This is a genomic window from Micromonospora sp. M51, assembly GCF_018070305.1.
GTDB lineage: Bacteria > Actinomycetota > Actinomycetes > Mycobacteriales > Micromonosporaceae > Micromonospora > Micromonospora parva.
This window is the reverse complement of sequence record NZ_JAGPXZ010000055.1, coordinates 1-14,999: the sequence shown is the minus strand read 5'-3', so window position 1 is coordinate 14,999 and position 14,999 is coordinate 1. Positions and strand designations below refer to the sequence as shown.

At 70.7% G+C, this 14,999-nt stretch carries 11 protein-coding genes and 1 tRNA gene; 7 read left to right on the top strand and 5 right to left on the bottom strand.

The genetic code is table 11. The annotated features are described in order from the left end of the window. The coding region (locus KBX53_RS05430; RefSeq protein WP_210858014.1) for an ABC transporter permease at window positions 1-1,677 on the top strand (1,677 nt) is incomplete at its 5' end. Between the two features lie 57 nt (window positions 1,678-1,734). Here KBX53_RS05430 and KBX53_RS05425 read toward each other — a convergent pair. Beyond that, complete coding sequence (locus tag KBX53_RS05425) at window positions 1,735-2,160, bottom strand: VOC family protein (RefSeq protein ID WP_030333119.1); 426 nt, start codon at window positions 2,158-2,160, stop codon at window positions 1,735-1,737. A 107-nt stretch (window positions 2,161-2,267) separates the two neighbouring features. Between KBX53_RS05425 and KBX53_RS05420 the strand changes: the two genes are divergently transcribed. Beyond that, the gene (locus KBX53_RS05420) at window positions 2,268-3,242 is read left to right on the top strand and encodes a YafY family protein (RefSeq protein ID WP_210858013.1); all 975 of its coding nucleotides are present in this window, start codon (window positions 2,268-2,270) and stop codon (window positions 3,240-3,242) included. 340 nt (window positions 3,243-3,582) lie between these two features. On the opposite strand, the gene KBX53_RS05415 is transcribed toward KBX53_RS05420, so the two are convergent. The 4 genes from KBX53_RS05415 to KBX53_RS05400 form a co-directional block, all read right to left on the bottom strand. After that, a tRNA-Arg gene (locus tag KBX53_RS05415) sits at window positions 3,583-3,657 on the bottom strand. Between the two features lie 92 nt (window positions 3,658-3,749). Next, a complete protein-coding gene (locus KBX53_RS05410) occupies window positions 3,750-4,445 on the bottom strand; it encodes a winged helix-turn-helix domain-containing protein (protein WP_030333124.1) in 696 nt (231 codons plus the stop codon). 363 nt (window positions 4,446-4,808) lie between these two features. Next, a complete protein-coding gene (locus tag KBX53_RS05405) occupies window positions 4,809-5,483 on the bottom strand; it encodes a DUF305 domain-containing protein (protein ID WP_210858012.1) in 675 nt (224 codons plus the stop codon). Window positions 5,484-5,491: 8 nt separating this feature from the next. Beyond that, a complete protein-coding gene (locus KBX53_RS05400; protein WP_030333127.1) occupies window positions 5,492-6,301 on the bottom strand; it encodes a DUF3105 domain-containing protein in 810 nt (269 codons plus the stop codon). A gap of 97 nt (window positions 6,302-6,398) precedes the next feature. Between KBX53_RS05400 and argS the strand changes: the two genes are divergently transcribed. The 5 genes from argS to KBX53_RS05375 form a co-directional block, all read left to right on the top strand. Further along, window positions 6,399-8,066, top strand: a complete 1,668-nt coding sequence (gene argS, locus KBX53_RS05395) for an arginine--tRNA ligase (RefSeq protein ID WP_210858011.1) — start codon at window positions 6,399-6,401, stop codon at window positions 8,064-8,066. Between the two features lies 1 nt (window position 8,067). Then, a complete protein-coding gene (gene lysA / locus KBX53_RS05390; protein ID WP_210858010.1) occupies window positions 8,068-9,453 on the top strand; it encodes a diaminopimelate decarboxylase in 1,386 nt (461 codons plus the stop codon). Between the two features lie 8 nt (window positions 9,454-9,461). After that, window positions 9,462-10,694 carry a homoserine dehydrogenase gene (locus KBX53_RS05385; protein ID WP_210858015.1) on the top strand — a complete coding sequence of 411 codons (1,233 nt, stop codon included), beginning with the start codon at window positions 9,462-9,464 and terminating at the stop codon, window positions 10,692-10,694. 140 nt (window positions 10,695-10,834) lie between these two features. Continuing rightward, the gene (thrC, locus tag KBX53_RS05380; RefSeq protein WP_030333136.1) at window positions 10,835-11,884 is read left to right on the top strand and encodes a threonine synthase; all 1,050 of its coding nucleotides are present in this window, start codon (window positions 10,835-10,837) and stop codon (window positions 11,882-11,884) included. Window positions 11,885-12,013: 129 nt separating this feature from the next. Beyond that, window positions 12,014-14,999: efflux RND transporter permease subunit (locus tag KBX53_RS05375; protein ID WP_210858009.1), on the top strand; the 2,986-nt coding region annotated here is incomplete at its 3' end.

Here is a 14,999-nt window from a genome sequence, read left to right as displayed (position 1 = left end):
GAGGACGTCGCGCCGCTACCCTCCGGTGACTCGGCCGGCATCGCGGTCCTGTTCGCCGCGATGGGCATGATGCTGGCCGGTTACGTGCCACTGAGCATCATGGTGATGGGCGTCCCCCACCTGCTGCGGCTGCGACGGTTCCTGCCCGTGCTGGCCGGCTGGTCCGCGCTCACCAGCTCGATCATCTGGCTCATCCTCGGGCCGGTCGTGGGTGCCGTCGAGGGCCACTACCTCACCTTCCTCGGCGTCGGCACGCTCGCCACCGCAGCCGTCGGCCTGGCCCAGCTGCTGCTCTCCAAACTGATCGGGCCCCTCGCGGTACTGCCCGGCATGCTGCTCTGGGTCGTGTTCGGCATGCCCGCGTCGAACCTGGCCCTCTCCGTTCACAACATGCCCGGGTTCTTCCAGTTCCTGCATGGCGTGCTGCCGCTCCCGGCGGCCGGTGAGGCGCTGCGCTCGGTCCTGTACTTCGACGGCAACGGCCTGGGCACCCACCTGATCGTCCTGGCCGTGTGGATCGTGGCCGCCCTCGCGCTCTGCCTGCTCAAGGAGCGCAGCGCGAGCGGCAACATGATCCCCGGCGTCCCCCCGATCACCGACCCCGACTCGAAGGCCCCCGCTCTGGCCGGCGGGCCTGCGCGCTCCAAGCGATTCCGGTACGTGGCCGCGGCCGGCTTCCCGCTTGCCATCCTCGTGGTCGTCGTGGGCGCCATGGGGTTCTCCATGCACAAACCGCAACCGCACGACATCCCGGTCGTCGTGGTCGCCGCCGCCCCCGGGCAGGCTCAGCAGACCGCCGCCGGTCTTCACGCACAGCTTGACGGCATCCTCGACGTCACAGTCGCCGACACCGTGGACGAAGCCACCGAGCAGATCCGCTCCCGCGACGTGGTCGCCGCCTTCGTCCTCCCGTCGGCACCCGACACTCCCGCGACGCTGTACTCGGCGTCCGCCGCCAACGCCAGCCAGCAGTCCGCGATCCGCGCGATCTTCCAGCCGATCACCGCAGCCCAGGGCCTTTCGCTCACGCTGACCGACGTGCAACCCCTGAGCGAGACCGACACCGGCGGCAGCAACAGCATGTACGTCGGCATGTCCTGGATCATGGCCGGCTTCCTGTTCCTGGCCGTCCTGCGCGGCGGTGCCCCGCACGTGCGGCGCCTGCCCCAGTTCCTGCCGCTGCTGGGCGGCTGGGCGATCGGCATGTCCGTCTGGCTGTGGTTCCTCTTCGACGTCCTCATCGGCGCGATCACCGGCAACGCCCTGGAGATGATCGCCTACGGAGCCCTGACCATCTTCTCGGTCTCCCTGGCCACCGGAGTGCTCACCCGCACCGTCGGCCTGGCGGGCATCATCCCGATGATGGTGGTGCTGATGATGGCCGGCGTACCCGCCTCCGGCGGTGGCATGTCGGTGTACCTGGTGCCCGAGGTGTTCCGCCCTCTCCAGGACGTGCTGCCGCTGCCCGCGGCGGTCGACATCGCCCGCTCGCTGCGGTACTTCGACGGCGTCGGCGTCGGACAGAACCTGCTGGTCATCGCCATCTGGGGCGCTGTCGGGCTGGTCCTGAACCTCGTGATCGACCGCTGGCTCAAGCGCCGCTCGGACTCCGGCGGCCCGGACGCGGGTACGACACCCGAGGCGCACCCGAGGTTGGTGCCGGCCGAGGCACATTGAGCGGCACCGAGGCCCACCGCCGATCCCTCGCGATCGGCGGTGGGCTGCTCCTTCTGGTCAGGCGGGGTCGTACTCGACGGCGACGTCGAGCACCCAGGTGACGCCGAACGGGTCGGTGAGCATGCCGTAGAGGGGAGCCCAGCCAGCGGGTGCGAGGTCGACCAGGACAGTCGAGCCCTCACTCAGCTTCTTCCAGTAGCCGGTGATCTCGTCGGCGTCGCTGCCCCGGACCGAGACGAAGAACGGGCTCTCGCCCTGGCTCCACGGCCGCGCCGACGGCACGTCGTACGCCATGATCTGGAAGCCCTCGGCGGACGTGACCTGACCCCACATGATCTGGTCGGCCTCGGCCGGGTTCTGCACGTTGTGGGCGTCGGCGTAGGTCACCGCTGCGAGGTCCCCGCCGAAGACGGACCGGTAGAAACCGAGGGCGGCCCGCGCGTTGCCCCGAAGGTTGATGTGCGCGACGGTGTTGATGCTCATTGCTGCTCCTCGTGTGACGTCGCCCGTGGCTGTTGCCCGGGCGTGACGCCGACGATGGCAGGGGTAGCGGTCAGGTTGTGGCCGCTACCTGGAGCAGACTCGGATGCATGGCCACGACCTCCGCGAGACTGCTGTCGCTGCTCTCGCTCCTCCAGGCCCGACGTGACTGGCCGGGCGGCCTCCTGGCCGAGAGGCTGGACGTGAGCCCGCGAACGGTGCGACGCGATGTCGACCGGCTGCGCGAGCTCGGCTACCCGATCAGAGCCTTCAAGGGGCCGGACGGCGGGTACCGGCTCGACGCCGGCACCCGACTGCCACCGCTGCTGTTCGACGACGAGCAGGCCGTCGCCATCGCCGTCGCACTCCAGGTGGCAGCCCTCTCCGGCGCGGACATCCAGGAGGGCGCGACGCGAGCGCTGAACACCATGCGGCAGGTCATGCCCAGCCGACTGCGGCACCGCATCGACGCCCTCCAGGTCACCGCAGTCGGACAACCCGCCACCGGGTCGGACTCCCCGGTCGACCGCACCGTGCTGACAGCCCTCGGCGCGGCCGTCCACGCCCACGAGGTTCTGCGCTTCGACTACGGCTCGACGAGCGCCATCACCGACGCGCCGCCCCGCCGCGTGGAGCCCCACCACCTCGTCACCTGGAAGGGGCGCTGGTATCTCGTCGCCTGGGACCTCGACCGAGACGACTGGCGAACCTTCCGCTGTGACCGGGTCAGCCCGCGCACCCCGACCGGGCCACGCTTCACCCCACGACGACTGCCCAGGGGAGACGTGGCCACGTACGTCACGGGCCGCTTCCGAGGTTCCACCGACACCTCGGCGTGGCCCTGCGTGGGGGAGGTCATCCTCCGCCTTCCCGCCGCCGCCGTCGCCGCGTACACCCGCGACGGGCTTGTCGAAGAACTCGGCCCCGACCGCTGCAAGCTCGTACAGGGCTCCTGGTCCTGGGTCGGCCTCGCCGCCGCGCTCGGCAGGTTCGACGCGGACATCGAGGTGATCGGGCCCGCAGAGCTCAAGGCCGCCTTCGGGGGACTCGCCCGCCGCTACGCCGACGCGGCCCGTCCGAGCTAGACGCTCGGCGGCCGTGCGCGTGGGGTCGTCGCGGCGGCGACGACCCCACAGCTGGCGGTGATCAGCCCTGACGTACCCGGGCACGGATGAGGTGACGGACGCGCCGCTACCGCTGAGGTGACACTCGAAGCGGAGCGGTACGGGAGGGCGGAGCGGCGAACCGGAAGCGTGGAGCTGGCCGATGCGGTGCTTCCCCTGGTCAGGCGTGGCAGCTGCACCGACGCACGGGCTCAGGTCCACCCAGGCGACCCGTTCCGGGCTTCGGCGAGCGGAAACGCAAAACCGGGCGCGTGGAGGCTGTGTGCCCCTGCGCCCGGCAGTGTCGGGTAAAACTGCTTCCTGGTGCCCCCGGCAGGATTCGAACCTGCGCCCCCGCCTCCGGAGGGCGGTGCTCTATCCCCTGAGCTACGGGGGCTCAGCGACTGGAGAAGACTAGCAAACCTCTTCCGCGTACGCCGAATCGGTATCGGGTGAGCCGATCGTGTCGGCAACCGGCTCACCCGGTGCTCAGGCCGCCGCGATCGCCCGCCCGCAACTGGGCAGCGGGTGCAGGACGATCCGCCGGGGAAGCCGACGTGGCCACTCGTTGCGCGGCCAGGAGCCGTCCACGATCAGGTGCACCGTGCGCTGCTCCTCGCCGCTGAGCCGCAGCACGAAGTCGCGGGGAAGCGGCGGGTCCACCGTCGGCGTGGTGATCATGAAGCGCACCCGGCCACGGGACGAGACCGCGGAGATCACGTCCGCTGCCGGCATGGTGCCACGCAGTCGGACCCGCCCGATCCAGTACACCTCCGCGAGGTGCTCCTGCGCGGCCCGGGTGATCGCCGGGTAGTCACTGCGGACCCACCGCTCGACCGCGCTGACGCAGAGCCCGCAGGCGCGCTCGCGCGGCTCGCGCGGACCCAACCCCCAGGCCCGCAGGTACGCCCCGACCGCACCAGGGTCCAACGGCAGGTCGAAGCGCCGCTGGATGAGCGTGGTGAGGCTCTGCCGCGTCCACAGCTCCTCGTCCAGGCCGAACTCGTCGGGGTGGACGCCCCGCAGCGTGTCGATCAACTCGAGTTCCTGTTCGCGGCTGAGCATTCCCGGCTCGCCCTGCCGCTGTCCGCGACGGACGGCTGCCACCGCCCCGTCACCACCGATGGTGTGGCGTCGGCACCAACTGGTGACCGAACGCCGTGCGTCTCTGAGTGCAACCCCCACGTCTTGGGCAACGAGCCCGAATCGCAACTGGTCACGATATGTGGGGAGAAAACTCTCTAAGCAACGTAATCGCCCGTGCCTCGCGATAGCCCCACAAGGGACAAAGAGTATCTTTCGGGGCGCAGGCCACCGAGTGTGCGCCTTGATCGACTCGGGTTTCAAGAAGTCGTGGTGTCCCGCTCACGACGACACCCCAGTTTCCTGAAACCCGAGTCGATCATGGGCGGGGCTGGGCGGGGGTTGGGCGCGGGCAATGGGCCGGGTGCGTGGGCCGAGTACGGGCAGGTATGGGTGGTACGGGTCGGGCCCGCGTCCCGCCATCGTGTGGCGGAGACGCGGGCCCGGTGTGTGCCCGTGGGTCGGTCAGCCCTTGGCTGCCTGCGCCTGGAGTTGCCGGAGGTTGTTCAGTTCGGTCTGCTGGGTGGCCTTCATGGTGTTCGCCACCCGCAGCACCTCGTCGTTGTCGGTAGCGCCGAGCGCCGCGTCGATCATGTGGATGCCGCCCAGGTGGTGGTCGTACATCAGGGCCAGGAACTGCCGGTCGACATCGATGCCCTGAGCCTCGCGCAGGGCGGTCATCTGTTGCGGCGAGGCCATGCCGGGCATCAGACCGTCAGTGACGGTGGCACCGTCGGACATCCACGACATCGGCGGCTTCGACCCGGTCGGGCTGAGACCCCACTCGCGCAGCCAGGTCTGCATGGCGCCGATCTCGCCCTGCTGCCCGGTGGCGATGTCGACAGCGATCTGCCGCACCTCGGGGAGGGTCGCCGACCGGTACGCGATCAGGCTCATCTCCACCGCCTGCGCGTGGTGGGTGGTCATGTCCCGGGCGAAGCCCGCCTCGACCGAGGCGTCACCGGGTTGGGTGAGTCGCGGGGTGAGCAGGCCGCCCGCGTACCCGAGGAGGAGCCCCACCACCAGCATGACGGCGAGCGCCAGCACGCCGTAGCGCGACGCCGGGGCCCGGCCACCCTCGTCCGGGGTGGCCGGGATGTCGTCGTCGTGCTCGCTGTCGGTGGTCGCCGGAGCGGTCATTGCGGTCCTTACTGGGTGGGCTGCTGCTGAAGCTCACGCGGCGTGGTGCCGGTGGCGGTGATGCCGGTGTTGCAGAGCGCCGTCGGGCCCTCGACGGAGGCGTTCACCCGCAGGTCCTTGATGAACTCGTCGATCCGCGAGTCGTCGGCGTTGTCGACCTTGAGCTGGTAGCCCCAGGCCTGCAGCGAGATCGGCTTGTCCAGGCCCTCGTACGGGCTCATGAAGGTCTTCTCGACGCCGCGCACCTTGCCGGCGAGCTTGTCGACCTGGTCCTTCGGCAGGTCGGGGCGGTAGGTGATCCACACCGCGCCGTGCTCCAGGCTGTGCACCGCGTGCTCGTTGGCGATCGGGGCGTCGTACACGTCGCCCATGCAGTTCTGCCAGGCGGCGTTGTGCACCCCACCCACCGGAGGCGAGTAGTTCCAGGTCAGCGGACCCGACTTGTGCGACTCGTACTTCAGGCTGTCCGGGTCGGACTTGCGGATGTTGACGATGCCGTCGATGGCGTTGGCCCGCTTGTCCCACGGCTTGGAGCCCTGGAAGGTCGCCCAGGCGCCGTACCCGACGATCGCCACGAAGAGCACACCCACGGCGACGAAGAGCGCGATCGGACCCCAGGCGCGGCCCTGGCTCACCTTGACCGGGGTGACCGGCTTGCGCGGGCCCTTGCCGCCGGCCCGGGGAGAGCCTGCCGGCTTGCCCGTCGGCTTGCCGGAGCCGGCCTTGGCGCCGGACGCCGGCCGGCCTGCGGCCGGCTTCTTGCCGGTGCTGACCACGGTCGGGCGGCGCTCAGGGCCACCCGGGGTGCTGATGCTCATCGTGCCTCGTCAAGTCGGTCGGTCAGGGGAGTGGCGGGCCGGATGACGCGCAGGGGAGCCGCCGAGTGCCCGAGTCTACCCCCGATAACATGGATGGGTGACTCCTGCAGAACTAGCCTCGGTCGTCCTTGCCGCCGCCCACGCCGTCTTCGACCAGCGTGGCCTCGACCGCGCCGCGTTGCCGGCGAGCACGGTGGTGGAGCGACCGCGCAACCCCGAGCACGGCGACTACGCCTCGACGCTCGCGCTGCAGTTGAGCAAGAAGGTGGGCGTCCCGCCCCGGGAGTTGGCGACGGCCCTGGCCGACGAGCTGGGTCGGGCGGCGGGTGTGAAATCGGTGGAAATCGCCGGGCCGGGCTTCCTGAACATCCGGCTCGACGCCGCTGCCGCCGGTCAACTCGCGCGGATGATCGTCGAGGCCGGCTCGGAGTACGGCCACAGCGACCGGCTCGCCGGCGAGAAGATCAACCTGGAGTTCGTCTCGGCCAACCCGACCGGGCCGGTGCACATCGGCGGGGTCCGTTGGGCGGCCGTCGGTGACGCGCTGAGCCGGCTGCTGCGGGCCACCGGCGCGCAGGTCGGCACGGAGTACTACTTCAACGACGCCGGTTCGCAGATCGACCGGTTCGCCCGGTCGCTGCTCGCCGCGGCCAAGGGCGAGCCTGCTCCGGAGGACGGTTACGGCGGGGCGTACATCGCCGAGATCGCCAGCGAGGTGCAGGCCCGCCGGCCGGAGGTGCGCTCGCTCGACGACGACGCCGCCCAGGAGATCTTCCGGGTCGAGGGCGTCGCGCTGATGTTCGACGAGATCCGCAGCTCGCTGCGCGACTTCGGGGTGGAGTTCGACACCTACTTCAACGAGAAGGACCTGCACGACCGGGGTGAGTTGGACCTCGCCCTGGCCCGGCTGCGCCAGCAGGGGCACCTGTACGAGTCCGAGGGCGCCACCTGGCTCCGCACCACCGACTTCGGTGACGACAAGGACCGGGTACTGCGCAAGTCCAACGGCGAGTGGACGTACTTCGCCGCGGACTGCGCCTACTACCTGGACAAGCGCGAGCGCGGCTTCGAGCGGGTCGTGATCATGCTGGGCGCCGACCACCACGGCTACATCGGCCGGATGAAGGCGATGTCCGCCTGCTTCGGCGACGACCCGGAGCGCAACCTGGAGATTCTCATCGGGCAGCTGGTCAACCTGCTGCGCGACGGCGCCCCGATGCGGATGAGCAAGCGGGCCGGCACGGTGATCACCCTGGAGGACCTGGTCGAGGCGATCGGCGTGGACGCTGCCCGGTACGCGTTGGCCCGTTACTCCAGCGACTCGCCGATCGACATCGACATCGAGCTGTGGACCCGGGCGACCCGCGACAACCCGGTCTACTACGTGCAGTACGTGGCCGCCCGGACGGCGGGCGTGGCCCGCAACGCCGCCGAGGTGGGGCTGGTTCCGGGTGACGCCGAGGCGTTCCGCCCCGAGCTGCTCGACCACGAGAAGGAGAACGAGCTGCTCAAGGCGCTCGCCGAGTTCCCGGCGGTGGTGGCCACCGCCGCCGAGCTGCGCGAGCCGCACCGGGTGGCCCGCTACCTGGAGGAGAACGTCGCTGCCTCCTACCACCGGTTCTACGACAACTGCCGGGTGCTGCCGCTGGGCGACGAGGAGGTCACCGACCTGCACCGCGCCCGGCTCTGGCTCAACAACGCCACCCGCACGGTGATCGCCAACGGTCTGCACCTGCTCGGCGTCTCCGCCCCCGAGAGGATGTGACATGCGCGCTCATGAGGCTGGGGCGCTGCACGCGGACATCAGCAACCAGGGGCCGGCCTGGCTGCGTACCCCTGCCGACGTCAACGCCCTCGTGCCGGCGCTGTGGCCGCGGTCGGTGACGCGTGGCGCGGACGGCGCTGTCGCCGTCGCGGGCCTGAGCGTCCGCGACATCGCTGCCGAGTTCGGCACCCCGGTGTACGTCCTGGACGAGGCCGACCTGCGCTCGCGCTGCCGCGACTTCCGGGCGGCCTTCCCGACCGAGGACGTCTACTACGCCGGCAAGGCGTTCCTCTGCCGGGCGGTGGTCCGGATGATCGCCGAGGAGGGTCTGCACCTGGACGTCTGCACCGGCGGCGAGCTGGCCACCGCGCTGTCGGCCGGGATGCCGCCGGAGCGGATCGGCTTCCACGGCAACAACAAGTCGGTCGCCGAGCTGGGCCGGGCGCTGGACGCCGGGGTGGGCCGCATCATCGTCGACTCGTTCACCGAGATCGACCGGCTCACCGCGCTGGCCCGCGAGCGCGGGGTCCGGCCCCGGGTGCTGGTCCGTGTCACCGTGGGTGTCGAGGCGCACACCCACGAGTTCATCGCCACCGCCCACGAGGACCAGAAGTTCGGCTTCTCGCTGGCTGGCGGGGCCGCCGCCAACGCCGCGTTCAAGATCCTCGACGAGGGTGTGCTGGAGCTGCGCGGTCTGCACTCGCACATCGGCTCGCAGATCTTCGACGCCAGCGGCTTCGAGGTCTCGGCCCGTCGGGTGCTCGCCCTGCAGGCCCAGATCCGCGACGCGCGCGGGGTGGAGCTTCCCGAGCTGGACCTCGGCGGCGGGTTCGGCATCGCGTACACCACCCAGGACGACCCGGCGACACCGCAGGATCTGGCCAAGCGACTTCGCAAGATCGTCGATTCGGAGTGCGCGGTGGAGAACCTGGCAGTGCCGCACCTGTCGATCGAGCCGGGCCGGGCCATCGTCGGGCCGGCCGTGTTCACCCTCTACGAGGTCGGCACGGTCAAGGATCTCGACGGCCTCCGGACGTACGTCAGCGTCGACGGGGGGATGAGCGACAACATCCGCACCGCCCTGTACGACGCGTCCTACTCGGCGACGCTGGCCTCGCGCGCCTCGACCGCGCAGCCGTTGCTCGCCCGCGTGGTGGGAAAGCACTGTGAGTCCGGGGACATCGTGGTGAAGGATGAATTCCTGCCCGCCGACGTGCAGCCCGGAGATCTTGTCGCAGTGCCCGGCACCGGTGCGTACTGCCGAAGCATGGCCAGCAACTACAACCATGTGCCCCGGCCACCGGTGGTCGCGGTGCGCGACGGCCAGGCGCGCCTGATCGTCCGGCGGGAAACCGAAGAGGACCTGCTCGCATTGGATGTTGGATGACGTCACCTGTGCGCTTGGCGCTGCTCGGCTGTGGCACTGTCGGCCAGGAGGTGGTCCGGCTGCTGCACGAGCAGTCGGCCGACCTGGCCGCGCGGATCGGCGCTCCGCTGGAGATCGCCGGCATCGCCGTCCGCCGGCTCGGCCGCGACCGGGGTGACCTGCCGGTCGCCGAGGACCTGTTCACCACCGACGCGCTCGGCCTGATCAAGCGCGACGACGTCGACGTGGTGGTCGAGGTGGTCGGTGGCATCGAGCCGGCCCGCAGCTGGCTGGTCGAGGCGCTGCGCGCCGGCAAGAGCGTGGTCACCGCCAACAAGGCGCTGCTCGCCGAGGACGGGGTGGCCCTGCACGAGGCGGCCGCCGAGGGCGGCGGCGACCTCTACTACGAGGCGTCGGTGGCCGGGGCCATCCCGCTGCTGCGCCCGCTGCGCGAGTCGCTGCACGGCGACCGGATCAACCGGGTCACCGGCATCGTCAACGGCACCACCAACTTCATCCTCTCCGCGATGGACGCGACCGGCGCCGGCTTTGCCGAGGCCCTCGACGAGGCCACCGCCCTGGGGTACGCGGAGGCTGACCCGACCGCCGACGTGCATCGCGAGGGCATCACCGAGGTGACCGCCGCGGACATGGCCAGCGCCCAGGCGATGGGCTGCACGATCAATCTGCTCTGCATCGCGGCCCGGGGCGTGGACCCCACCGGCCGGGAGACGGTCAGCGTCCGGGTGCACCCGGCGATGATCCCCCGCAGCCACCCGCTGGCCAGCGTCGGTGACGCGTTCAACGCGGTCTTCGTGGAGGCGGACGCCGCCGGGCAGCTGATGTTCTACGGTCGGGGCGCCGGCGGGGCGCCCACCGCCAGCGCGGTGCTCGGCGACGTGGTCGCGGTGTCCCGTAACCGGCTCGCCGGGGTGCGCGCGGCCAGCGAGAGCGCGTACGCGGACCTGGCGGTCCGGCCGATGGGTGAGGCGTTGACCCGCTACCACGTGAGCCTCGACGTGGCCGACCGCCCGGGTGTGCTGGCGTCGGTGGCGAGCGTGTTCGCCCGGCACGACGTGTCGATCGCGACGGTGCGGCAGGGCTCGGCCGGCGGACCGGCGGGCCGCGACGGCGACGCCGAGCTGGTCATCGTCACGCATGTGGCCCCGGACGCCGCGCTCGCGGCGACCGTCGGCGAGCTGCGCGGGCTGGACATCGTCCGGTCGGTGACCAGCGTGCTGCGGGTCGAGGGCGACGCCTGAGTCGTTGCATCATCGACGGCACGGCTCGCGCGTCCCGTCAGGTGGGTACGCCGGGGTGTGCCATCGACCGCTCCGGCAGGCTGGTCCAAGGTGGCCGTGACGCTCGGGTGGGCGCGGCGGTAGAGGCGAGGAGAAACGACATGTGGCGGGGTCTGATCGAGGCGTACCGGGATCGGCTGCCGGTCACCGCGGCCACGCCGGTCGTCACGCTGCACGAGGGGAACACCCCGTTGTTGCCGGCGCCGGTGCTGTCCGCCCGGCTCGGTTGCGACGTGTACCTGAAGGTGGAGGGTGCCAACCCGACCGGCTCCTTCAAGGACCGGGGGATGACCCTCGCGGTGTCCAAGGCGGTCGAGGCCGGCAACAAGGCCATCATCTGCGCCTCCACCGGCAACACCAGCGCCTCCGCCGCGGCGTACGCGGCTCGGGCCGGGTTGACCTGTGCCGTGCTGGTGCCGCAGGGCAAGATCGCGTTGGGCAAGTTGGCCCAGGCGCTGGTGCACGGCGCGAAGCTGTTGCAGGTCAACGGCAACTTCGACGACTGCCTCGCGACGGCCGCCAAGCTCGCCCAGGACTATCCGGTCGCGTTGGTCAACTCGGTCAACATCGACCGTCTGCACGGGCAGAAGACCGCCGCCTTCGAGATCGTCGAGGCGCTCGGTGACGCGCCCGACATCCACTGCCTGCCGGTCGGCAACGCCGGCAACATCTCCGCGTACTGGATGGGATATTCGGAGGAGACGGCGGCCGGTGCCACCACCCGGACGCCGAAGATGTACGGCTTCCAGGCCGCCGGGGCGGCCCCGATCGTGACCGGCCAGGTGGTGCCGGAGCCGTCGACGATCGCCACCGCGATCCGGATCGGCAACCCGGCGAGCTGGACCAAGGCGTTGGATGCCCGGGACGCCTCCGGTGGCCTGATCGCGTCGGTGACCGACCGCGAGATCCTGTCCGCGTACCGCCTGCTCGCCCGCGAGGTGGGGGTCTTCGTCGAGCTGGGCAGCGCGGCCAGCGTGGCCGGTCTGCTCCAGCAGGGTGCGGCGGGCGCGGTGCCGCCCGGTTCCACTGTCGTGTGCACGGTGACCGGTCACGGGTTGAAGGACCCGGAATGGGCGATTTCCACCGCACCGGCGCCGGTGACCATCGGGAACGACCCGCTGGCGGCGGCTCGCGCCCTCGACCTCGCCTGAGCGCGCCACCGTCCTGGTGGTGATCGACGGCGGGCGGGCGGCCCGGGGGCGGCGGGGGTCGAGGTAGGCGAGTCCGGCACACTTTCGGGTATCCCCGCCCGCATTCTCTGTCAGGAGTGAGCCAGGCCGATGTCGCTGCTCGCCAGATTCAGCCTCGCCAACCGAGGGCTGATCGCCCTCATCGCGGTGGTGACCACGGTGTTCGGAGCGTTCGCCGTGCCGTCGCTGAAGCAGCAACTGCTGCCGTCGCTCGAGTTCCCGGCCGCGTTCATCGTGGCCCCCTACCCCGGCGCCGGTCCCGAGATCGTCGAGTCCCAGGTGACCGAGCCGATCGAGAACGCCCTGCAGGGCATCCCCGGGCTGGACAAGATCACTTCCACGTCCCGCGAGGGGGCGGCCACCGTCCAGGTGATGTACGAGTTCGGCACCGACCTGGACGACGTGGTCAACAAGATGCAGACCGCGTTGAGCCGCATCGACGCCCAGCTGCCGGAGGGCGTGGACCCGCAGGTCATCGCGGGTAGCACCGACGATCTCCCGGCGGTGGTGCTGGCCGCGGCCGGCACCGGGGACGAGCGGGCGCTCGCCGAGAAGCTGCGCGCCACTGTGGTGCCGGAGCTGGAGGGCATCGAGGGGGTACGCACCGTCGAGGTGACCGGCGACCGGGACGACGTGGTGGTGGTCACCCCGGATCCGGCGAAGCTGGCCGCCGCGAAGATCCAACCGACGGCGATCGGCGCGGCGTTGAAGACCAACGGCGTGGCGGTGCCGGCCGGCGCGGTGACCGACGGCACGCTGGCCCTCCCGGTGCAGGTCGGTACGCCGATCGCCACCCTGGAGGAGCTGCGCGGCATCGTGGTCGCCCCGGCTGCGGCACCGGTCCGACTCGGTGACGTCGCGACCGTCGAGCAGCAGCTCGCTCCGGCCACCGCGATCACCCGTACCAACGGCAAGGACAGCCTCGGTGTCGCGGTCACCGCGGCCCCGGACGGCAACGCCGTGCAGATCTCGCACGAGATCCGTGACCGGCTCGACGACCTGAAGGACGCCTCCGGCGCGGAGCTGACGGTGGTCTTCGACCAGGCGCCGTTCGTCGAGAAGTCGATCGAGTCGCTGACCACCGAGGGCCTGTTGGGCCTGGTGATGGCGGTCATCGTCATCCTGGTCTTCCTGCTGTCGGTGCGCTCGACGGTGGTCACCGCGGTCTCCATCCCGCTCTCCGTGCTGGTGGCGCTGATCGCCCTGTGGATCGGTGACTACTCGCTCAACCTGCTCACCCTCGGCGCGTTGACAATCGCTGTCGGTCGGGTGGTCGACGACTCGATCGTGGTGTTGGAGAACATCAAACGACACCTGGAGTACGGCGAGGAGAAGCGGCACGCCATCATCACCGGGGTCCGGGAGGTGGCCGGTGCGGTGACCGCGTCCACCCTCACCACGGTGGCGGTGTTCGCGCCCATCGCGCTGGTCGGCGGGTTCGTGGGCCAGCTCTTCGCGCCGTTCGCGATCACCGTGACGGTGGCCCTGGTCGCCTCGCTGCTGGTGTCGCTGACCGTGATCCCGGTCCTCGCGTACTGGTTCCTCAAGCCGCCCAGCGGCACCGCCGACGACGAGGCGGTACGGCGCGGCGCGGAGGAGAAGGAGCTGCGCAACCCGTTGCAGCGGGGGTACCTGCCGGTGATCGGCTTCGCCACCCGCAAGCGGTCCACCCGCTGGATCACCGTCGGGCTCGGCCTGCTGGTGCTCTTCGGCACCTTCGGCCTGTCGCAGAAGTTGGAGACCAACTTCCTGGACGACTCCGGCCAGGACACCCTCAACATGAGCCAGGAGCTGCCGGCCGGCAGTGGTCTGGCGGCCACCGACGCGGCGGCCAAGCAGATCGAGTCGGTGCTGTCCCGCACCACGGGCGTCAAGACGTACCAGGTGACCGCCGGCGGCGGGGACAACCCGTTCGGGGGTGGCGGCAACAACGTCGCCAACTGGTCGTTGGCGCTCGACGGTGACACCGACGCGAAGCAGATGCGTGAGGTGCTGCGCGAGGAGTTCGACAAGCTCGGCAGCGGGCTGGGCGAGATCAGCTTCGGTGGCGGGCAGGAGGCGTCGACCAGCCAGCTGGAGGTGATCGTCCAGGCCAGCGACCCGGAGGTGCTGGCCCGGGCCGCCGAGGAGGCCCGCACGGCGATGGCCGGGGTGCCGGACGTCGAGGACGTCACCACCAGCCTGGCCGCGCAGGTGCCGCGAGTCGACGTGACGGTCGACCGGGTCGCCGCCGGTCGGGTCGGGCTCACCGAGGCCGCCGTGGGGCAGTTGGTGTCGCAGGCGTTCCGGGGAGCGCCGCTGGGGCAGGTCACGCTCGACGGCCGGCAGCAGAACGTGGTGCTGCGGCTGGGCACGCAGCCGCCGACGACGGTGGAGGCGCTGCGGGCGCTGCCGGTGGGTCCGGTCACCTTGGGCGACATCGCGAAGGTCACCCAGGGCGAGGGGCCGCAGCAGGTCAGTCGGATCGACGGTGAGCGCAGCGTGTCGGTGACCGGCTCGGCGACCGGCTCGAACCTGGGCGCGACCAGCACTGAGTTGCAGAAGCGGTTGGACGGCATCAACGTGCCGGGTGCGAGCTTCACCATCGGTGGTGTCAGCGCGGATCAGGCGGACGCCTTCGCGGACCTGGGCCTGGCGGTGCTGGCCGCGATCGCGATCGTCTTCCTGATCATGGTGGCGACGTTCCGCAGCCTGACCCAGTCGCTGATCCTGCTGATCTCCATCCCGTTCGCGGCGACCGGTGCGATCGGCCTGCTGTTGGTCACCGGAACGCCGCTCGGCGTGCCGGCGCTGATCGGTGTGCTGATGCTGGTCGGCATCGTGGTGACCAACGCGATCGTGTTGCTCGACCTGATCAACCAGTACCGGGCGCAGGGCATGGGGGTTCAGGAGGCGGTGGTCGAAGGTGGCCGTCGCCGGCTGCGCCCGATCCTGATGACGGCGGTGGCGACCATCTTCGCGCTGCTGCCGATGGCGCTCGGGTTGACCGGTGAGGGCGGCTTCATCTCCCAGCCGCTGGCGGTCGTGGTGATCGGTGGTCTGCTCAGCTCGACGTTGCTCACGCTGATCCTGGTGC